At 70.2% G+C, this 19,132-nt stretch carries 18 protein-coding genes and 2 tRNA genes; 11 read left to right on the top strand and 9 right to left on the bottom strand.

Features of this window, described 5'->3' with window-relative positions; all coding sequences use genetic code 11:
- Positions 1–39: 39 nt before the first annotated feature.
- Both F1734_RS16615 and F1734_RS16610 read right to left on the bottom strand, forming a co-directional pair.
- Positions 40–468 (bottom strand): Fur family transcriptional regulator, encoded by a 429-nt coding sequence (locus F1734_RS16615; protein ID WP_010594270.1) that lies wholly within the window; start codon positions 466–468, stop codon positions 40–42.
- An 8-nt stretch (positions 469–476) separates the two neighbouring features.
- Positions 477–863: an ArsR/SmtB family transcription factor gene (locus F1734_RS16610; protein WP_010594271.1), complete on the bottom strand. Its 387-nt coding sequence runs from the start codon at positions 861–863 to the stop codon at positions 477–479.
- Between the two features lie 166 nt (positions 864–1,029).
- Between F1734_RS16610 and F1734_RS16605 the strand changes: the two genes are divergently transcribed.
- A complete protein-coding gene (locus F1734_RS16605; RefSeq protein WP_017680332.1) occupies positions 1,030–2,421 on the top strand; it encodes a glycine--tRNA ligase in 1,392 nt (463 codons plus the stop codon).
- 62 nt (positions 2,422–2,483) lie between these two features.
- Here the strand turns inward: F1734_RS16605 and F1734_RS26450 are convergent, their stop codons facing one another.
- Positions 2,484–4,517, bottom strand: coding sequence for a TPM domain-containing protein (locus F1734_RS26450; protein ID WP_203010797.1), 2,034 nt, complete (start codon positions 4,515–4,517; stop codon positions 2,484–2,486).
- Between the two features lie 85 nt (positions 4,518–4,602).
- On the opposite strand from F1734_RS26450, the gene F1734_RS16595 reads away from it, so the two are divergent.
- Genes F1734_RS16595 through dnaG form a run of 3 tightly spaced genes read left to right on the top strand, consistent with a single transcriptional unit; the run spans position 4,603 to position 8,515 of the window.
- A complete protein-coding gene (locus F1734_RS16595; RefSeq protein ID WP_026137657.1) occupies positions 4,603–5,292 on the top strand; it encodes a YdcF family protein in 690 nt (229 codons plus the stop codon).
- Between the two features lie 11 nt (positions 5,293–5,303).
- Positions 5,304–6,575: a deoxyguanosinetriphosphate triphosphohydrolase gene (locus F1734_RS16590; protein ID WP_010594275.1), complete on the top strand. Its 1,272-nt coding sequence runs from the start codon at positions 5,304–5,306 to the stop codon at positions 6,573–6,575.
- Positions 6,576–6,592: 17 nt separating this feature from the next.
- Positions 6,593–8,515, top strand: a complete 1,923-nt coding sequence (gene dnaG, locus F1734_RS16585) for a DNA primase (RefSeq protein WP_010594276.1) — start codon at positions 6,593–6,595, stop codon at positions 8,513–8,515.
- A gap of 16 nt (positions 8,516–8,531) precedes the next feature.
- On the opposite strand, the gene F1734_RS16580 is transcribed toward dnaG, so the two are convergent.
- Positions 8,532–8,777: a hypothetical protein gene (locus F1734_RS16580; RefSeq protein WP_010594277.1), complete on the bottom strand. Its 246-nt coding sequence runs from the start codon at positions 8,775–8,777 to the stop codon at positions 8,532–8,534.
- Between the two features lie 146 nt (positions 8,778–8,923).
- Between F1734_RS16580 and F1734_RS16575 the strand changes: the two genes are divergently transcribed.
- A tRNA-Asn gene (locus F1734_RS16575) sits at positions 8,924–8,996 on the top strand.
- Between the two features lie 212 nt (positions 8,997–9,208).
- A tRNA-Ile gene (locus F1734_RS16570) sits at positions 9,209–9,282 on the top strand.
- 18 nt (positions 9,283–9,300) lie between these two features.
- On the opposite strand, the gene F1734_RS16565 is transcribed toward F1734_RS16570, so the two are convergent.
- Positions 9,301–10,041: a PIG-L deacetylase family protein gene (locus F1734_RS16565; RefSeq protein ID WP_010594278.1), complete on the bottom strand. Its 741-nt coding sequence runs from the start codon at positions 10,039–10,041 to the stop codon at positions 9,301–9,303.
- Between the two features lie 190 nt (positions 10,042–10,231).
- Between F1734_RS16565 and F1734_RS16560 the strand changes: the two genes are divergently transcribed.
- Positions 10,232–10,696, top strand: a complete 465-nt coding sequence (locus F1734_RS16560; RefSeq protein WP_017680336.1) for an ArsI/CadI family heavy metal resistance metalloenzyme — start codon at positions 10,232–10,234, stop codon at positions 10,694–10,696.
- A 70-nt stretch (positions 10,697–10,766) separates the two neighbouring features.
- On the opposite strand, the gene F1734_RS16555 is transcribed toward F1734_RS16560, so the two are convergent.
- On the bottom strand, positions 10,767–11,402 hold the full coding sequence (locus tag F1734_RS16555; RefSeq protein ID WP_010594281.1) for a sigma-70 family RNA polymerase sigma factor: 636 nt from the start codon (positions 11,400–11,402) through the stop codon (positions 10,767–10,769).
- A gap of 190 nt (positions 11,403–11,592) precedes the next feature.
- Between F1734_RS16555 and F1734_RS16550 the strand changes: the two genes are divergently transcribed.
- The gene (locus F1734_RS16550) at positions 11,593–12,432 is read left to right on the top strand and encodes a class I SAM-dependent methyltransferase (protein WP_203010796.1); all 840 of its coding nucleotides are present in this window, start codon (positions 11,593–11,595) and stop codon (positions 12,430–12,432) included.
- A 226-nt stretch (positions 12,433–12,658) separates the two neighbouring features.
- On the opposite strand, the gene F1734_RS16545 is transcribed toward F1734_RS16550, so the two are convergent.
- Entirely contained in the window at positions 12,659–14,263 is a 1,605-nt protein-coding gene (locus F1734_RS16545) for an MBL fold metallo-hydrolase (RefSeq protein ID WP_010594283.1), read from the bottom strand.
- Between the two features lie 275 nt (positions 14,264–14,538).
- Entirely contained in the window at positions 14,539–14,742 is a 204-nt protein-coding gene (locus F1734_RS16540) for a hypothetical protein (RefSeq protein ID WP_010594284.1), read from the bottom strand.
- Between the two features lie 255 nt (positions 14,743–14,997).
- On the opposite strand from F1734_RS16540, the gene F1734_RS16535 reads away from it, so the two are divergent.
- The 3 genes from F1734_RS16535 (at position 14,998) to F1734_RS16525 (ending at position 17,606) form a co-directional block, all read left to right on the top strand.
- The gene (locus tag F1734_RS16535; protein ID WP_010594285.1) at positions 14,998–16,125 is read left to right on the top strand and encodes an NDMA-dependent alcohol dehydrogenase; all 1,128 of its coding nucleotides are present in this window, start codon (positions 14,998–15,000) and stop codon (positions 16,123–16,125) included.
- Positions 16,126–16,162: 37 nt separating this feature from the next.
- On the top strand, positions 16,163–16,993 hold the full coding sequence (locus tag F1734_RS16530) for a serine hydrolase domain-containing protein (RefSeq protein WP_010594286.1): 831 nt from the start codon (positions 16,163–16,165) through the stop codon (positions 16,991–16,993).
- Between the two features lie 103 nt (positions 16,994–17,096).
- Positions 17,097–17,606: a DUF3145 domain-containing protein gene (locus tag F1734_RS16525; RefSeq protein WP_003937070.1), complete on the top strand. Its 510-nt coding sequence runs from the start codon at positions 17,097–17,099 to the stop codon at positions 17,604–17,606.
- A 70-nt stretch (positions 17,607–17,676) separates the two neighbouring features.
- Here F1734_RS16525 and F1734_RS16520 read toward each other — a convergent pair whose 3' ends face one another.
- On the bottom strand, positions 17,677–19,110 hold the full coding sequence (locus F1734_RS16520; RefSeq protein WP_010594287.1) for an acyl-CoA carboxylase subunit beta: 1,434 nt from the start codon (positions 19,108–19,110) through the stop codon (positions 17,677–17,679).
- Positions 19,111–19,132: the final 22 nt, after the last annotated feature.

The raw sequence follows: 19,132 nt of genomic DNA, 5'->3' as shown, positions 1-19,132 counted from the left end.
ACCGCTCAGCGGAGGCTGCGCTCGGCGGGAGGGCTGCGCTCAGCGGGAGGTTGGGGGCTCGGCGTCCGCGCACTCGCGGCAGGTGCCGAAGATCTCGACGGTGTGGCTGACGTCGACGAAGCCGTTGTCCTCGGCCACCTCGTGGGACCAGCGCTCGACCGCGGGCCCGTCCACCTCGACGGTGAATCCGCACGCGCGGCACACGAGATGGTGGTGGTGACCGGACGAGCAGCGCCGGTAGACGGACTCCCCGCTGTCGGTGCGCAGCACGTCGACGGTGCCGGCTTCGGCAAGGGACTGCAGGGTGCGGTAGACGGTGGTCAGGCCGATGCCCTCGCCGCGCCGGCGCAGTTCGTCGTGCAGGTCCTGGGCCGAACGGAATTCTTCGATCTCGTCGAGCAGCGCGGAGATCGCACTGCGTTGTCTGGTGGAGCGGACTCCGACGACGGGTTTGGGGGCGGGCGGCACGGCTGGGGTCAACCTTCCTCGACGTGGGCGACGGCATCGACGACGATGTGGGCGAGATGGTCGTCGACGAGACGGTAGAGCACCTCGCGTCCGGCGCGCTCGCCGCGGACCACGCCTGCGGCCTTGAGGATGCGCAGGTGCTGGCTGATCAGCGGTTGGGTGACGCCGAGCGCCCCGACCAGCTCGTGGACACAGTGTTCGGACTCGCGCAGTTGCAGCACGATCGCGATGCGCACGGGTGCGGCCAGGGCGCGCAGGAGCTCGCCGGCGGCGGCGAGGGTCTCCCGCGACGGAGCCGGGGCCGGGGCGGGTGCCGCCGAGCCCGGACGGCAGTCCTCGTGCGGAGGGGGCGCGGCGCTGGCGTCGCCGCCGGGGCCGGTGTCGGCAACGCTCAACGGGTCTCCTTCGGGTCCTCGGCCGCGTTATTGCAAACCGATCCCATTTTGATATGCACGAATGTGCATGTCAACCGGCGCGACGTTCGGCCCCGCCGACCGGAGCGATAGGCTTACGGGTCGACGCACGCTGCGAAACCCCGCATCGAAGATGGAGTGAATCCGAGTGGCACCGAAATCCAAGATCGATACCGTCGCCAACCTGGCCAAGCGCCGGGGCCTGGTCTATCCCTGCGGTGAGATCTACGGCGGTACGAGGTCGGCCTGGGACTACGGGCCGCTCGGCGTGGAGCTCAAGGAGAACATCAAGAAGCAGTGGTGGCGCAACATGGTCACCAGCCGCGAGGACGTCGTCGGACTGGACTCGTCGGTGATCCTGCCGCGTCAGGTGTGGGTGGCCTCGGGTCATGTCGGGGTCTTCAACGATCCGCTCGTCGAGTGCCTGAGCTGTCACAAGCGCCACCGCCAGGATCACCTGCAGGAGGCGTACGCCGAGAAGAACAAGCTCGACGATCCCGACGCTGTTCCGATGTCGGAGATCGCCTGCCCCGACTGCGGCACCAAGGGCCAGTGGACCGAGCCCCGCGACTTCAACATGATGCTCAAGACCTATCTCGGCCCGATCGAGAGCGAGGAGGGGCTGCACTACCTGCGTCCCGAGACCGCGCAGGGCATCTTCGTGAACTTCGCCAACGTGCTCACCACGTCGCGCAAGAAGCCGCCGTTCGGCATCGGCCAGATCGGCAAGAGCTTCCGCAACGAGATCACCCCGGGCAACTTCATCTTCCGGACCCGCGAGTTCGAGCAGATGGAGATGGAGTTCTTCGTCAAGCCGGGCGAGGACGAGCAGTGGCACCAGTACTGGATCGACTACCGGATGGACTGGTACACCGGACTCGGCATCAACAAGGACAACCTGCGCCTGTACGAGCACCCGCAGGACAAGCTGTCCCACTACTCCAAGCGCACCGTCGACATCGAGTACCGCTTCCACTTCCAGGGCAGCGAATGGGGCGAGCTCGAGGGCGTCGCCAACCGCACCGACTTCGACCTGTCGACGCACGCGCAGCACTCGGGTGCCGACCTGAGCTTCTTCGACCAGACCACCAACGAGCGGTACACCCCGTACGTCATCGAGCCGGCAGCGGGTCTGACGCGTTCGCTCATGGCGTTCCTCGTCGACGCCTACAGCGAGGACGAGGCACCCAACGCGAAGGGTGGCGTCGACAAGCGCACCGTGCTGCGCCTCGATCGCCGGCTCGCCCCGGTCAAGGCGGCGGTGCTGCCGCTGTCGCGCAATGCGGATCTGAGCCCCAAGGCGAAGGACCTCGCCGCGCAGCTGCGCCAGTACTGGAACATCGAGTTCGACGACGCCGGCGCCATCGGCCGCCGCTACCGCCGCCAGGACGAGATCGGCACCCCGTTCTGCATCACGGTCGACTTCGACACCCTCGAGGACCAGGCCGTCACCATCCGCGAGCGCGACACCATGGCGCAGGAGCGCGTCGGGCTCGACCAGGTCGAGGGTTACCTGGCCCAGCGGCTGATCGGCGCCTGACCGCGCAGCCGCAGTGAGGGGGTCGCCTCGCACGAGGCGACCCCCTCACTGCACGGTCGCGGTCAGAACCGCCCGCCGCTGCTGCCGCCGAACCCGCCGCCCCCGAAGCCCCCACCGCCGAAGCCCCCGCCGCCGAAGCCCCCGCCGCCGAAGCCCCCGCGGCCACCGGTCAGGACGCTGTTTATCAGGATGCCGCCGAGCACCGCACCGGCGATGTTGCCGCCGGAGGCGCCGCCGCGGGGCGGACGCTGCTGACGGTCCCAACGCTGCACGTCGTTCTGCGCTGCGCGCAGCGCATTCGCCGCGAGGGTCCCCGCCGCCTGAGCGTGTTGCAGGGCCCGGCCCGGGTCGTGGGCGGCGAGCTGCTGCGCGGCCTGCAGATGGCGCTGCGCCTCCGACAGGCGGGTGCGGGCTTCGGCGCCGATCACGCCGCGCCGCGTCCCGATGAAGTCCGCGGCAGCGGTGACCTGGGACTGGGCGGCCGTCAGATCCTGCTCGAGACGTTGACGGCTGCGCTGCGCCTGCTCCTGTGCCTGACGGGTGCGGGCGCGCAGCGCGTCGAGGCGGGCGTCCGCCTCGACGACTCGGGTGAAGCTGCCCAGCGGGTCGGTGTTCATCGCCGCCCGCGCGTGGTCGAGTGCCTCCTGCGCGGCCCTGCGGGCTTCGGCGAGTTCCGCGCCCCCGGCATCGGCGAGCTGTCCCGCGTCGGCGATGCCCTGTTCGGCGTCGGCCATCGCCGCCGGCAACGTCGCGATCGCCCGCCGGATGTCGTCGGCGGCGTGGTCGATCGCGTCGAGCATGGTCGCCGCGTGCCCCAGAGCGCCTTCCGCTTCCCGGATGGCGCGCACCGCGTCGCCCTGCTCGCCGACGGGGCGCGCCACCGCGGTGCGGCCCTGGTCGACTGACTTCTCGGCGAACTCGATCTCGTCCTGGGCCAGCGCCACGTTGTCGGTGATCGGGGCGAGCGCGCCGGCCGGGAACTCCGTGCGCAGGTTCGCCAGCGTCGCCTCGGCCTCGGGGAGGCGGGCCCGCAACGCGATCGCGCGCTGGGTGAGTGCGTCGAGGCGGGCGGGTGCATCGAGCAGCAGATCGCGCATCCGGTCGAAGGCCTCGACCTGCGCGTCGAGTTCCCGGTCCGCGCGCCCGCACGACGAGATCAACTGCACGAGCATGTCGCGCTGCTGCTGAGGCGTCTCGGGGATGGCGTCGTCGAGCCGCTGCCGGATCTCGAACGCGGACGCCAGGGCCGACTGCGCCTGACGGTAGGCGTGGTCGAACGGTTGAACCGCGGCATCGCCGAATTCCCCGCGCGCCAGTTCGAGCGCCTCGTGGCTCGAACGGACCGCGTTGTCGGTCTCGACCAGGATCTTCTGGGCATGTAGTTCGAGCCCTTCGAGCGGCAGTGCACTCAGTGCGTCGGTGTCGGCCGGGTCGGTGTCCGCCGCGGCCCGGGCGCCCGCCTCGGCCCGCTTGCGCTTGGCGCGCTTGGAGTACAGGTACACCCCGCCGGCGCCGGCGGCGATGACCCCGCCCCCCACGAGCAGCGTGGTGCCCGAGCCCGAGCCCGAACCCGAGGCCGACAACGCCTCGTCGAGACCCTCGGCCGCCGCCACCGCGGCCCCGGCCCAGTTCTCGTCCCGCAGCTGCGGCACGATCCGATCCGTGCTGATGGCGTCCCGCTCGGACGCGGTGACCCCGGACAACGCGTTCGGCGTCCACAGCGCGTACTCGCGGTCCTGCGTGGCCACGGCGAGCAGGGCGGTGTCGGTGCCGAAGTTGCTGGCCTGCGCGGTCTGCTCGGTCCAGTCGTCGGACGACAGTCCGGAAAATGTCGGCACGTACGCCACCCACAACTGCACCCCGTGCTCGGCGTAGAGCGCGTCCGCCGCCTGCTCGATCTGCGCCGTCTCCGCCGGACCCAGTACGCCGGCCGTGTCGGTGATCGGCTGCGGGAGCCGGAAGGGCGGCTCGGCCGTCGCCGAACCGGGCAGCAACAACCAGGCCAGCGCCGCCAGCAGGACCGGCACCGACAGCGACAGCGAACGGTGGAGCGGACGGACCGGACGTGGCCGGACGACGACCGAATGCGGTGACATGCGTTCGAATCTATCGGCTCGCCTGCGTCGTCGCCCGTGGCGCGTCGCCGGGTGGGCACACACGCAACACTGGCAGAATCGGGGAGTGAGTACCGCAGCCCGTCTACGCCCAGCACCGCCCCTCCCCGAAACCCGGCGTGGGTTCGGGACGAGCGTCGCGCGCTGGACACGCCGGCTGGTGCTCGGAGTGGTGCTCGCGGCGATCGCGGTCCTCGCCGGGACCGCGGTGCGGGTGTGGCAGGTGGCGCGCATCGACGACTGGAGCCCGGCCGACGCCATCGTCGTGCTCGGCGCCGCCCAATACTCCGGCACCCCCTCGTCGGTGTTCCAGGCCCGCCTCGACCAGGCCTTCACCCTGTACGAGAACCGGGTAGCCGAACGGATCGTCACCGTCGGCGGGAAGCAGGAGGGTGACCTGTTCACCGAGGCGGCCTCCGGCAAGAACTATCTGGTCGCCAAGGGTGTGCCGGAGTCGGCGATCACCGCGGTCGAGGAGGGCTCGGACACGCTGCTCAGTGTCGAGGCGGTCGGACGCGAGATGAGCGCGCAGGGGCTGCACTCCGCGGTGCTGGTGAGCGATCCGTGGCATTCGCTGCGTACTCGCACCATGGCCCGCGACGCCGGTCTCGACGCGTGGACCGCGCCGACCCGCACCGGACCCGCCGTGTACACCCGGGAGTCGCAGCTGCACGGGATCGCCCGTGAGACGGGCGCGCTGATCTGGTACCAGCTCACCCACGACTCGGCGGACTTCCCCTACACGGCCGCACAGTGAAGGAGGACGTGATGCCGGGCTACGACGAACACGACCTCGAACGGCGTGTCACCGAGGTCCCGAAGGTATCGGCGCTCGCCGGTGCCGGGCCGGCGACCGCGAGCCGTACGCCGTTCGCGCGGGACCGCGCCCGGGTCCAGCACAGCGCCGCCCTGCGGCGGCTCGCCGACAAGACCCAGGTCGTCGGCCCCCGCGACGGTGACACTCCGCGCACCCGGCTCACCCACTCGATCGAGGTCGCCCAGATCGGCCGCAGCATCGCCGACGGGCTCGGTTGCGATCCCGACCTGGTGGACCTCGCCGGCCTCGCGCACGACATCGGGCACCCGCCCTACGGTCACAACGGCGAGCGCGCCCTCGACGAGGTAGCCGCCGGGTGCGGCGGATTCGAGGGCAACGCGCAGAATCTGCGGATCCTCACGTGCCTCGAGCCGAAGATCGTCCATCCCGACGGCGCGAGCGCCGGTCTCAATCTCACCCGCGCGGCCCTCGACGCGACACTGAAGTATCCGTGGACCCGCCCGGCGCCCGGCGCGAAGTTCGGCGCCTACGACGACGACGCCGACGTCCTCGAGTGGGTGCGCGACGGCGCGCCGGACCGGCGCAAGTGCCTCGAAGCCCAGATCATGGACTGGTCCGACGACGTCGCCTACTCCGTCCACGACGTCGAGGACGGCGTGATCGACGGACGGATCGACCTGCGCGTGCTCACCGACCCGGCGTCGGTGAACACGCTCGTCGATCTCGGCATGCGCGAGTTCTCCGGTCTCGATCCGAACGAGCTGGTGGAGGCCTCGAAGCGACTGTCGCAGATGCCGGTGGTCCAGGCCGTCGACACCTACGACGGCAGCCTCGCGTGCTCGGTGGCGCTCAAGCGGCTCACCAGTGAACTCGTCGGCCGCTTCGCGACGGCCGCGATCATCGGCACCCGCGCCGTCACCGGCGATCGCCCGGTCACCCGCTACGACGCCGACCTCGTCGTCCCGCCTGTCGTCGCGTCCGAGGTGGCCCTGCTCAAGACCATGGCCCTGCAGTTCGTGATGTCCGATGCCGCCCACCGGCAGCGTCAGGAACGGCAGCGGGAACGGATCCACCGCGTCGCCGAATGGCTCGAGCGCACGGCCCCTGTCGGCCTCGACCCGTTCTTCGTCCCCCTCTGGGACGCCGCGCCCGACGACGCCGCCCGCATGCGGGTGATCGTCGACCAGATCGCTTCGTGCACCGAGTCCCGGCTCGAGCGGATCGACCGCGACAGCCTCGCCGCGCAGGCGAGTTGGGGGTAGCGCCTAGACTCGTCGTCGTGGCCGGGCGAATTTCAGACAGGGACATCGCGGCCGTCCGTGACCGCGTCCGGATCGAGGACATCGTCGGCGAGTACGTCGCCCTCAGGCGCGGCGGCGCCGATTCGATGAAGGGGCTGTGCCCCTTCCACGACGAGAAGTCCCCGTCCTTCCACGTCCGTCCCAACCACGGCCACTTCCACTGCTTCGGCTGCGGCGAGGGCGGCGACGTGTACTCGTTCCTGCAGAAGATCGAGCACATCAGTTTCGTCGAAGCCGTCGAGCAGCTCGCCGACCGGGTCGGCTACACCCTCAACTACGAGGGCGGGGGACCGTCGGTGCAGCGCGACCGCGGCACCCGCGCACGGCTCGTCGCCGCCAACGCGGCGGCGCAGGAGTTCTACGCCGAGCAGCTGCGGACGCCCGACGCTCAGGCGGCGCGGGACTACCTGACCGAACGCAGCTTCGACGAAGCCGCGGCCGCGGCGTTCGGGTGCGGATACGCTCCCGCCGGCTGGGATGCGCTCACCAGGCACCTGCTCTCCCGCGGCTTCGAATTCGCCGAGCTCGAGGCGGCCGGTCTGTCCAAGCAGGGTCGCCGCGGACCCATCGACCGGTTCCACCGGCGGCTGCTGTGGCCGATCCGCAACCTCGCCGGCGACGTCATCGGATTCGGAGCCCGCCGCCTGTTCGACGACGACACGCTCGCGGCAAAGTACGTCAACACCCCGGAAACGTTGCTCTACAAGAAATCCCAGGTGCTGTTCGGACTCGACCTGGCCAAGCGGGAGATCGCCAAGGCGCACCAGGCGGTGATCGTCGAGGGCTACACCGACGTCATGGCAATGCACCTGTCGGGCGTGAAAACCGCAGTGGCCGCGTGCGGCACCGCGTTCGGCGACGAGCATCTGGCGATGCTGCGGCGACTGCTCATGGACGACAGCTACTTCCGCGGTGAGATCATCTACACCTTCGACGGCGACGCCGCCGGCCGGGCTGCGGCGATGAAGGCGTTCGAGGGCGACCAGAAGACCACGGCGAAGACATTCGTCGCGATCGCACCGCAGGGCATGGATCCGTGCGAGCTGCGGCAGGAGTCCGGCGACGGAGCGGTGCGCGACCTCGTCGCCCGGCGCACCCCGATGTTCGAGTTCGTCGTCAAGTCGATTCTCGCCGAGCACGACCTCGACACCGCCGAGGGTCGGGTGGAGGCGCTGCGCCGGACGGTTCCCGTGGTGGCCCGGATCAAGGAACGTACGCTGCGCGACAGTTACGCGGTGCAGTTGTCGCACTGGGTGGGCTGGGACGACATTCCGGCCGTCCGCCGCCGGGTGCAGGAGGAGTCCCGTCGCGTCGCGCGCGGCGGCGACGAGAAGGCACGCACCGTCGCGCCGCACCAGCGGGCGGAGGCGGGGCCCGCGGAGACGGTCCTGCGTCGGCCGCGTCCCGACGATCCGGCGCTGTGGCCGCAGCGCGACGCCCTCAAGGCGGCGCTGCAGTACCCCGGCATCGCCGGGACCGTGTTCGATTCGCTGCCCGCGGAGACGTTCACCGATCCGGCCTACGCGGCCGTCCGCGAAGCCGTGGCCGCGGTCGGCGGGACCGGCGCGGGACTCGGCGGCGCGGAATGGGTCGACGCCGTCGGCCGCGCCGCCACCGACCCCGTGGTGCACTCGCTGGTCATGGAACTCGCGGTGGACTCGCTGCCCGCGGAGGAGGACCGGATGCCCCGCTACATCGGCGGGGTCCTCGCGCGGCTGCAGGAGGTCTGGGTGGGGGAGCAGGTCGCCGAACTCAAATCCAAACTGCAGCGCATCTCCCCGGCCACCGAATCCGACGAGTTCCACTCGCTGCTCGGGGACCTCGTCGCACTCGAGCAGTATCGGCGCAGCCTGCTCGACCAGGCCATCGGCGACACCAGCGGCGACGGCCTGGCCGGCTGACCTCACGCCACCCGCGTCACCGCCGCAACTGGTCGCGGGGGACGAGGATCGTGGTCTGCTCGTCGAGCGGCTTCATCGGTTCGAGCTTCGGCTCCGGGCTGAGGGAGTCGGCCAGCTTCTGCCGGCTCACCTCGATCGCCTTCTTCGTCACCGGGCTACCTGCGACCGCCTTCGCCGTCCTGCTGAGCTGTTCGTATCGGGCGCGGCCTGCCCGTGTCCCCAGGACGTAGCCCGCGGCAACCCCCACCAAAAGTCCGATCAACGTCGTCTCCGTTCAGCCGTGTCAGCGTCTTACCCATCCTGCCCGATCCAGGTCCCCGGGCTCACAGGCAGGCGATTTGGTGCCGCGTCGGGTGGGGCGCTACAGTTCTTCACGCACCGCGGGAAACGGCGGGGCACGCAGGACAATCCCCTGTAGCTCAATTGGCAGAGCATTCGACTGTTAATCGAACGGTTGCTGGTTCGAGTCCAGCCGGGGGAGCTTCCGGAAAACCCCTTCCACCCGATCTCGGGTGGAAGGGGTTTTCGCGTCCCGGCCGGCACGAACCGTGGCCGGTGTGACGGAAGTTACACACGCCTCCTCGTGGCCGCGGTTCGGCCTGGCCCGGCGACACGGGGTGACCCGCGACCGGGACCGGCCGTCGCGGCCGGTAGCATTCGGCACACGTCGCGTACCTTCGGATACGCGCGGACGGGGCGGTAGCTCAGTCGGTTAGAGCCGTGGACTCATAATCCATTGGTCGCGGGTTCGAGCCCCGCCCGCCCCACCCTTCCCGCTCCGGCCGTCACACCCCCTGGAGCCGGATCTGCTGGAAGGCGACGGCGTGCCGCACGCCGATTCGGGTTCCGGCGGCCGCGGTGAACTCGCGCAGGAACGCCGCAGGATCGAAGTCCCGGCCCAGCCCGTCCAGGTAGGACCGGTGGGCGCGCAGTGATTCGATTCCGGCGTCGAGACTCTCGGTGACGTCGACGGCGTGCGACGGCTCGTTCGCGCCCATCAGGTACACGTGGCCGACCCCGTGCCACGGAGGCAGGTTCTCGTCGAGCAACTCGGGGAAGATCCAGCGATTGCCGGCGTCGCGGGCGCCGTCGAGTACCGCCAGGCCCACGGCGCGGTGGTCGGCCTGATTGACGATGCGCCCGCCGTCCAGTCCGTAGGTGGGCTCGTACGTGGCGGTGATCAGCACGTCCGGCCGGAACCTCCGGATCTCGCGGGCGATGGCGCGGCGCAGGTCGAGTCCGTATTCGACGACGCCGTCGCGGTATCCGAGGAATGTCACGTCCTCGACGCCGACGACGGCGGCGGCTTCGAGCTGCTCGCGGCGTCGCAGAGGTGCCGCCTCGGCGGGGGTGCGGCCGTCGATGCCGGCCTCGCCGTCGGTGGCGACGACGTAGGCCACCGACTTGCCCGAGCGGGTCCAGCGGGCGACGGCGCCGGCCGCGCCGTACTCGAGGTCGTCGGGATGCGCGACGACGGCCATCGCGCGGTTCCAGTTCTCGGGCAGCGTGGTCGATGTGGTGTTCACGACGGGTCCTTTCGAGTCGGTGACCGGGTCTCCTTTCGGACGTCGCACCGCGACGAAGGACGCATTCGCCGAGCGCGAACGACGCGGCTGCGTCCGTTCGGCGCGACGGTCGTCAGTAGGGAGGACACACGGTGACGAGGATCCATGGTGGATTCCCGGGCCGGTGTCCCGATTTCGAGGAGAGACCGCCATGTCTGCCACCCGAGTCCAGCTCGCTCTCAACGTCGAGGACATCACCGCGGCGACCGAGTTCTACACCGCGTTGTTCGGGGTGTCACCGCACAAACAGCGCCCCGGGTACGCCAACTTCGCGATCGAGGACCCGCCGCTGAAGCTGGTGCTGATCGAGAATCCCGGTGCGCGCGAACGTCTGAACCACCTGGGGATCGAGACGGACGGCCCCGACGAGGTGTCCGGAGCGCTGGCTCGGTTCCGTGCTGCCGGACTGACCGCCACGATCGCCGAGCAGGATCTGTGCTGCCATGCCGTGCAGGACAAGGTTTTCGTCGACGCGCCCGACGTGCCCAACGGATGGTGGGAGTACTACGCCGTGACCGACGACGATCCCGCCAACCCGGACGGGCTGACGGGTTCGGCGTGTGCGGTCGCCTGCGCGAGCGAGGACAGCCCGACAGCGGGGGCCTGCTGCGGCTGATCGGAACTCGCCCCGGTGTGCCGTCCGGCGACGGCACACCGGCGCGCACCGCAGGATCAGCACCCCTGGATCAGCGGGGGTCGCCGGCGCAGCGGCAGTCGGTCGGGGTGGTGTAGTCCACGGGCATCCCGTGCGCATCGAGGGTCAGGGCGCAGCACCGTCCGAGCAGTTCGGCCAGCTTCCGCCGGCCCCGCTGGACCCGGGACTTCATTCCCGACAGCGACACCCCTTCGACGGCGGCGGCGCGGGCCTGCGTCAGACCTTCCAGGTCGGTCAGCTCGACGGCTCGGCGCTGCTCGGGGGAGAGCCCGTCGAGCAGCGGGCGCAGGCAGGCGGCCAGCTCCCGCTGGGCGGTCGCCGCGTCGTCCCCGTCCGGTCCGGCCGGGTCGGGCGCGTCGCCGGTGAGCGGTGCGAGCCGGTCCCGATCCCGGGCGGCCCGTCGGTAGTCGTCGATGATCGCGCTGCGGGCGATCCGGTACACCCACCGGATCAGGTGCTCGCGGTCCTCGACCCGGCCGAGGTTCCTGTGGACGCGCAGCAGGATTTCGCCGAGCACGTCGTCGGCGCGGTCCGGATCGGCGATCCGCCGCTGCACGAAGACGCGGAGCTGCGCTCCGAACTCGCGCCAGACGGCTTCGGTGGTCAGGGCGTCCGCGTCCGTCGCGGACCTGGTGGATGCCGTGGTCAGGGTGGATGCCGTGGTCATGGTGTGGTCCTCCGGGAAGGGGCGCTGTACGGGCGGTGTCCCTCCACAGACGACGGTACCGGGGAAAGGACGCACTCCCACGTCGGTGCCTGCACGCTCCGCCGGGATTGCGTCCCTGCGGCGGCGGCGACGTCTGTCTCGGTGCCAGTGCGGGACACACGATCCCGCAGCATCGGACGAAGGAGTGATCATGACCGGCATCGTGGAACGTGACGGCGACCGGGCGCTGAAGGCCAGGCACCGGGCGTTGTGGGCGGCCGGGAACTATCCGGCGGTCGCGGCCGACCTGATCCCGACGTTCGGGCCGACGCTCGTCGCCGCGGCCGGGGTGGTGGCGGGCCTGCGGGTCCTCGACGTGGGCGCCGGATCCGGCAACGCTGCCATCCCGGCCGCCGAACGGGGCGCGATCGTCACCGCCGCCGATCTGACGCCGGAGTTGTTCGTCGCGGGCCGCAGCGCCGCGGCGGAGCGGGGCGTGGACCTCGAGTGGGTGGAGGCGGACGCGGAGGCCCTGCCGTTCCCCGACGCCGGCTTCGACGTCGTGCTCTCCAGCGTGGGCGCGATGTTCGCACCACACCACCGGGCCGTCGCCGACGAACTGCTGCGGGTGTGCCGGCCGGGTGGGACGATCGGGATGATCAACTGGACACCGGAGGGCTTCATCGGTCAGCTGTTCCGGCTCATGGCCCCGTATGCGCCGCCGCCCCCGCCCGGCGCGTCGCCGCCCCCGATGTGGGGCGACGAGCGGCACGTCCGGGAGTTGTTCGGCGATCGGATCAGCGACCTGAGCATGGATCGCCGAAGCGTGGTGATGGACCACAGCCCGGAGCCGGCCGAGTTCCGCGAGTACTGGAAGCGCAACTACGGTCCGGTGATCGCGGTGTACCGGTTCAACGCCGCCGACCCGGACCGGACCGCGGAGCTCGACCGGAGCTTTCTGCAGTTCCTCACGGACTGGAATCGAGCCGGAGAGCCCGGCCGGACCGCGTACGACGCCGAGTACCTGCTGCTCACCGCCCGCAAGAGGTAGCCGCCCCGGTAGGTGCGGGCGCTGCAGTGCTGCCGAAGGGGGAGGATGCGAGGCCCCGCCGGCTTCGCGCGTCGTCGCCGGCGGGGCAGGGCCACTGTGCAGGGGGGCGTGGCCGGATTCGAGCGTAGGCGGCCTGCGAGCGGATGTGAAGGAGAACGGCCCGGTCGGGCAGGGTAGAAGGTCCCGAACCAGGCGATTCGGGCGCCTCGAGGGGGTGCGGACCGGCTCAGCGGCGCTTCCGCGTGCCGTGCGAGGGGTGGACATCCGCGTAGCTGTCGAGGATCTCGCGGATCTCGGTGACGGCCTTCCGGCGCGACTCCGCATCCGCGATGCGTCCGAGCTGCTGCTTGAGGCTCACTGCCAGTTCGGCGTAGTCGTTCTGCCAATCGCGCCCGCTCAGGCGCGCGACGTCCGCGCGAGCGGGTCGAACCCGTGACGCGGGGGCGCCGGGCGCCACCTGGTAGCTCTCGCCGATCTCCGGGGTGACGATCGACAGCGAAGGATCGAGCTCGTGCACCAGTTCGGCCAGCGCCGCCACGGCCTCCGGCTCGCCGTGGGTGAGGAACAGGCTGCCTGCCACGGGACCGCGTGCCGTGATCCAGTCCAGGAGTTCGGCCTGATCCGCGTGTGCGGAATAGCTGTCGATCCGCCGGATCTGCGCCCGCACGTCGATGTCCTGACCGGAGATGCGGACACGCTTCGCACCGTCGAGAATCACGCGGCCGAGCGAACCCTGCGCCTGGAAGCCGACGAACAGAATCGTCGAATCCCGGCGGTGCAGATTGTGCTTCAGGTGGTGACGGATGCGCCCCGCCTCGCACATTCCCGAGGCCGCGATGATGATCGCTCCCGAGACGTCGTTGATCCGCTTGGACGTGGAGGCGTCGTCGATGTAGTGGATCGCCGGATGGTGGAAGATGTTCTTCCCCTCGAGATCCTCGAGTTCGCTCGCGTGCGCGGCGAACACCGCGGTCGCCCGGTTGGCGAGCGGTGAGTCGACGAACACCGGCACCGCGGGGATGCGGTTCTCGTCGACGAGGTGTGCGATGTCGAGCAGCAGTTCCTGCGTCCGTTCCAGCGCGAAGGCGGGGACGACGAGGTTGCCGCCGTGCCCGAGCGCACGGTCGATCTCCTCTTCGAGCAGGTCACGCCGTTGCTCGATCGTCATCCGCACGCGGGTCCGGTTTCCGTAGGTGGATTCGCAGACGAGATGGTCCGGCCCCGAGGGGCCGGTCGGGTCGGGGTGGAACGCCTTCTGGGCGGGACCGAGGTCGCCGGAGAAGAGCAGGCGCACACCCTCCGCGTCGATCTCCGCCGACGCGGCCCCCAGTATGTGCCCCGCGTTCCACAGCCGTGCGCGAAAGCCTGCAGCGGGCTCGAACCACTCTTCGAGCGCCACAGGACGGGCCTGCCCCCAGGCGGCAAGGGCGTCTGCCTCCGTGTACAGCGGGGCGAACCTCCTTCCGCGCGTGCGGTCGCGTCGCCGATTCCGCCGCTCGGCTTCGAACTCCTGGATGCGCCCGGCGTCGGCGAGCATGAATTCCAGCAGGTCGGTGGTCGGGCCGGTGCAGAAGATCGGCCCCTCGAAACCCTGGGCCACCAGCTTGGGCAGCAGACCGCAATGATCGATGTGGGCATGGGTGAGGACGACGGCGTCGATCTCGTCCGGTGCGAACGCGAAGTCACCGTAGTTCAGCTCTTCGAGAGTGCGTGAGCCCTGGAACAGGCCGCAGTCCACCAGAATCCGCGTCGAGTCCAGCGCGATCTCCGTGCACGAGCCGGTGACCGTCTGCGCGGCGCCGTGGAAGACGAGAGTCGGGTCGTGCGCCACACGCAGCTCCTACGACATGGAATCGCGGCCGAAATTGCGGGTACCACAGTCAAGCTATCCGAACCTCGGGTCGGTCGGACCCGGTTGGGCATGTCGCGTATCGGAGTGCGCCGACGGGACCGCACCCGCCGGCCGTGGATATCACCCCGGGTCTCACCCTCGCCTGCTGTCACACGCGCCGGCGCCTGCCCGATGGACATCGTGGTGGCGTCGAGCACCCCGACGTTCGGCGCCACCTCGGACCGGCGCCCGGCCCGGACGGGCCGGGCGCCGCGTCAGTCCCGCAGCTCCGCGCACACGGTGCGCGGCCGCTCGGCGCGGGCCGCACCGTGCGGGCGCCGTCGTGGTCCCTTCGGCTGCATCGGACCGGGCCGCGGGGACCGATGCTCGGCTCTGAGGGCGATCGCTGCCCCGACGATCGTGGCCACCACCGCAGCGACGGCGACCCACGCGACGAGCAGCGAGGCGATCACGTTCATGCCGTCTACACCGCCGCTGCCCGGGGAAGGGTTACGCGGTTTTCGATCTTCACCCTGGGATTCACCCTGGTCGACGTCCCGTTCGCGTGATCGGTCCGGTTTCACCGTGCCGGCGCCGCCGGCCCGGCGGGTGCGGCGGGGGTGCGGTCCGGCTTGCGGCCGGGCCGACCGCCGGCGATAGAACCTGTTCCAATTTCGCCGTCTTGTGGCTATGGTCACATGCGTACACACGCACTGTGACGGAGGGCGATGCAGATGAAGACCAAGGGCGCGATCCTGTGGGGTCTCAACGAGCCGTGGTCGGTGGAGGAAATCGAGATCGGTGACCCGGTCGCGGGCGAGGTGCAGATCCGCATGGAGGCGGCGGGGATGTGCCACTCGGACCACCACATCGTCACGGGAGCGACGCCCATGCCGTCCTTCCCGGTGATGGGCGGCCACGAGGGGTCCGGCGTCATCACGAAGGTCGGCGACGGCGTCGTCGGCCTGGAGGTCGGCGATCACGTCGTCCTGTCCTTCATTCCGGCATGCGGTCGCTGCCCGTCGTGCGCCACCGGTCACTCGAACCTGTGCGATCTCGGCGCGGGCCTGCTCAGCGGGATGGCGATCTCCGACGGCACCTACCGGATCCAGGCGCGCGGACAGCACGTGATCCCGATGTGCCTGCTCGGCACCTTCTCGCCGTACATGACGGTCAACCAGACACAGGTCGTCAAGATCGACAAGGACGTCCCGTTCGAGCTGGCCGCCCTCGTCGGCTGCGGCGTGCCCACCGGCTGGGGCTCGGCCACCCACGTCGCCGACGTCAAGCCCGGGGAGGCTGTCGCCGTGATCGGCGTGGGGGGCGTGGGGATGAGCGCCCTGCAGGGCGCCGTCGCGTCCGGAGCGCGACAGATCTTCGCGATCGACCCCGTGCCGTGGAAGCGGGAGCAGGCCCTGAAGTTCGGCGCGACGCACGCCTACCCGTCGATGGCCGAGGCGCTCATGCCGATCATGGAGACCACGTGGGGACGCATGGCGGACAAGACGATCATCACCGTGGGCGAGATGCGCGGCGAGTACGTCGAGGAGGCCTTGCAGCTGACCGCGAAGAACGGCCGCTGCGTGGTCACCGCGATGGGGCACATGACGGACATGGACGTGAAGCTGAACGCGTTCCTGTTCGCGATGCTGCAGAAGGATCTGCAGGGCAACATCTTCGGCGGCTGCAATGCGCGGGTCGACATTCCGAACCTGCTCGCGATGTACAAGGCCGGACAGCTCAACCTCGCGGACATGGTCACCCGCACGTATACCCTCGAGCAGGTCAACGACGGCTACCAGGACATGCTCGACGGGAAGAACATCCGCGGCGTCATCCGGTACACCGACGCCGATCGGTGATTCCGCGGCCACCGGTGCCGTCTTCTAGGCTGGGTACGTGAACAGCCTCGACGCGATCTCCGACTGGCCTGTCGACCACGCCGCCGCCGCGGTTCTCACCCGCGCCGGCGGCGTCGTCGCAGAGCGCGGCGACCAGTTGCGGCTCTACCGTCTCGCATCGGTCACCAAGCCGCTCGTCGCCTACGCGGTCCTCGTCGCTGTGGAGGAGGGCGCGCTCGAACTCGATCAGCCCGCCGGTCCGCCGGGGTCGACCGTCCGCCATCTGCTGGCGCACGCCTCGGGACTGGCCTTCGACGAACGCGTGTCGCAGGCGGAGCCCGGCCGCAAGCGGATCTACTCGAGCGCGGGCTTCGAAATTCTCGCGGAGCTCGTCGAGGGCGAGACCGGCATCCCGTTCCCCGAATACCTCACCCAGGCCGTCTTCGAGCCGCTCGGCATGCGGGAGTCGTCGCTGCCGGGACCTGCCGGGCACGGTGGGCAGTCGTCGCTCACCGACCTGACGCACTTCGCCGCGGAACTGCTCGCGCCCCGTCTGGTGTCGACCCAGACGCTTGCGGAGGCCACCCGGGTGCAGTTCCCCGGACTCGACGGGATCGTGCCCGGGTACGGGATGCACAAGCCCAACGACTGGGGGCTCGGTGTCGAGATCCGCGGCCGGAAGGACCCCCACTGGACCGGTGCGGCCAATTCACCCGAAACGTACGGGCACTTCGGTCAGTCCGGTACATTCCTGTGGGTCGATCCCCGCGCGGGGATCGCGTGTGTCGTGCTGACGGACAGGGCATTCGGCGAGTGGGCGAAACCACTGTGGCCCGCCCTCGCGGACGACGTCCTCACCGAATTCTCAAATTCCTCATCCGTTCCCTAGCGAAACAGGAGTAACACGGGCAGACTGTCCTCTGTCGCCATGCGCGACCGCTTCGATGTCAGGCCGTTGGGGAAGACGTCCCTCGTCGAAGTGGAGGTGTGTAGTGCGTGCGTCGAACCAGTTCGCGGATGCGACGACCGGGGTGGTCTACATCCACTCGTCGCCTGCTGCGGTCTGCCCGCATATCGAATGGGCACTGGCCGCCACCCTCGATTGCCGTCCGGATCTCACCTGGATCGGTCAACCGGTCGACGTCGGACAACTGCGCACCACTGTGAACTGGGCGGGTCCGGTGGGGACCGCCGCACGCCTCGTCGACGCCCTCCGGGTGTGGCCGATGATCCGCTTCGAGATCACCGAGGACCCCAGCGACGGCGTCGACGGCGAGCGCTACAGTCACGTGCCCGGACTGGGACTGTGGCGGGGCAACACGAGCGCGAACGGCGACGTCGTGGTCGGCGAGATGCGGCTGCGGTCACTGCTCGCCGGTGGCAGCAACATCGTCGAGGAGCTGAACCGGGTGTTGGGCACGGCCTGGGACGAGGCCCTCGAGCCCTACCGCAGCGGCGGCGAGGGCGCCGAGGTGACCTGGCTGCGCCGGAACGTGGGATAGGCCGCTACGCGGCCCGTGCGTCTTTTGGGCTGCTGGGGCAACCCAAAAGACGCACCGGCGGCGCAGCCGCCTACAGCGGGATGTTCTTGTGCCGGCCGCGACGCGCCGGAGCCGACGCCAGCGCCTGGGCGAGCGTGCTGCGGGTCGTCGCCGGATCGATGAGTTCGTCGACGACACCGATCGACATCGCCCGGCCGACGCCGCCGGCGATGGCTTCGTGCTCGGCGGCGAGACGGTCGTGCAGCGCCTCGCGTTCCTCTTCCGGTGCCGCGGCCAGGGCCCGCTTGTGCAGGATCCCCACCGCCGCCTTGGCGCCCATCACGGCGACCTCGGCGTCGGGCCAGGCGAACACGGCGGTCGCACCCAGGGCCCGGGAGTTCATCGCGATGTAGGCGCCGCCGTAGATCTTCCGGGTCACCAGCGTCACGCGGGGCACCTCGGACTCGGCGAAGGCATGCAGCAGCTTCGCTCCGCGACGGACGACACCCTCCCACTCCTGGCTCACGCCGGGCAGGTAGCCGGGCACGTCGACGACGACGACGAGAGGGACACCGAACGCATTGCACAGGCGCACGAAGCGCGCGGACTTCTCGGCGCTGACGGAATCCAGGCAGCCACCGAGACGCAAGGGGTTGTTCGCGATGACGCCGACGGTGCGGCCGCCGAGACGACCGAAACCGGTGACGACGCTGCGCGCCCAGCCGGCCTGCAGTTCCTCGAAGCTGGACTCGCCCTCGACGTTGTCGAGCAGCTCGTGCACGATCGGGCGGACATCGTAGGCGCGGCGCGGGGATTCGGGCAGCAGCGCCCGCAAGTCGGTGTCGCCGCGACGGGCGGCGTCGAGGTCGAACTCGCCTTGTTCGGCAAGCATCGACACGAGGCGACGGGCCCGGTGCAGGGCGTCGTCCTCGTCGTGGGCGGCGATGTGCGCAACGCCCGACTTCTTGGTGTGGGTGTCCGGACCGCCGAGCGATTCCATGTCGACCTGCTCACCGGTGACGCTGCGCACCACGTCGGGACCGGTGACGAAGATGCGGGCCTCGGGCGCCATGATGACGATGTCGGTGAGTGCCGGTCCGTAGGCGGCGCCACCCGCCGCGAACCCGAGGACGACGGAGATCTGGGGGATCCGCCCGGAAGCGCGGACCATTGCCTCGAAGATCAAGCCGACCGCGTGCAGGGAGTCGACGCCCTCTGCGAGCCGGGCACCGCCCGAATGCCACAGCCCCACGATCGGGATGTCCTGCTCGAGGGCGGTGTCGATGGCGTCGACGATGTGCTTGCAGCCGTCCACGCCCATGGCGCCACCCATCACGGTGGCGTCGGAGCAGTACGCGACGGTCCGGACGCCGTCGATGGAACCGATCGCGGCGAGCATGCCGGACTTGTCCCGGGGGTGCAGCAGGCTCAGGGTGCCCGCGTCGAACAGTCGCTCGAGCCGCCGGAGCGGATCGCGGGGATCGACGGCAGCGTCGCGCGTCTGAGCAGGTTCCAGGACGGTCATCGCGTTCTCCTCGGGCAAGGCA

The organism is Rhodococcus ruber, from assembly GCF_016804345.1.
Classification (GTDB): Bacteria; Actinomycetota; Actinomycetes; order Mycobacteriales; family Mycobacteriaceae; genus Rhodococcus; species Rhodococcus ruber.
Note: the sequence above shows the minus strand (reverse complement) of the source record. Positions and strands in the feature narration are given on the sequence as shown.

Excerpts from the sequence above, each read along its gene's own strand:
- F1734_RS16520 (WP_010594287.1), bottom strand. The coding sequence starts at position 19,110 with ATGACCGTCCTGGAACCTGCTCAGACGCGCGACGCTGCCGTCGATCCC.
- F1734_RS16560 (WP_017680336.1), top strand. The coding sequence starts at position 10,232 with ATGTCTGCCACCCGAGTCCAGCTCGCTCTCAACGTCGAGGACATCACC.
- F1734_RS16540 (WP_010594284.1), bottom strand. The coding sequence starts at position 14,742 with ATGAACGTGATCGCCTCGCTGCTCGTCGCGTGGGTCGCCGTCGCTGCG.
- F1734_RS16550 (WP_203010796.1), top strand. The coding sequence starts at position 11,593 with ATGACCGGCATCGTGGAACGTGACGGCGACCGGGCGCTGAAGGCCAGG.
- F1734_RS16555 (WP_010594281.1), bottom strand. The coding sequence starts at position 11,402 with ATGACCACGGCATCCACCCTGACCACGGCATCCACCAGGTCCGCGACG.
- F1734_RS16535 (WP_010594285.1), top strand. The coding sequence starts at position 14,998 with ATGAAGACCAAGGGCGCGATCCTGTGGGGTCTCAACGAGCCGTGGTCG.
- F1734_RS16590 (WP_010594275.1), top strand. The coding sequence starts at position 5,304 with ATGCCGGGCTACGACGAACACGACCTCGAACGGCGTGTCACCGAGGTC.
- F1734_RS26450 (WP_203010797.1), bottom strand. The coding sequence starts at position 4,517 with ATGTCACCGCATTCGGTCGTCGTCCGGCCACGTCCGGTCCGTCCGCTC.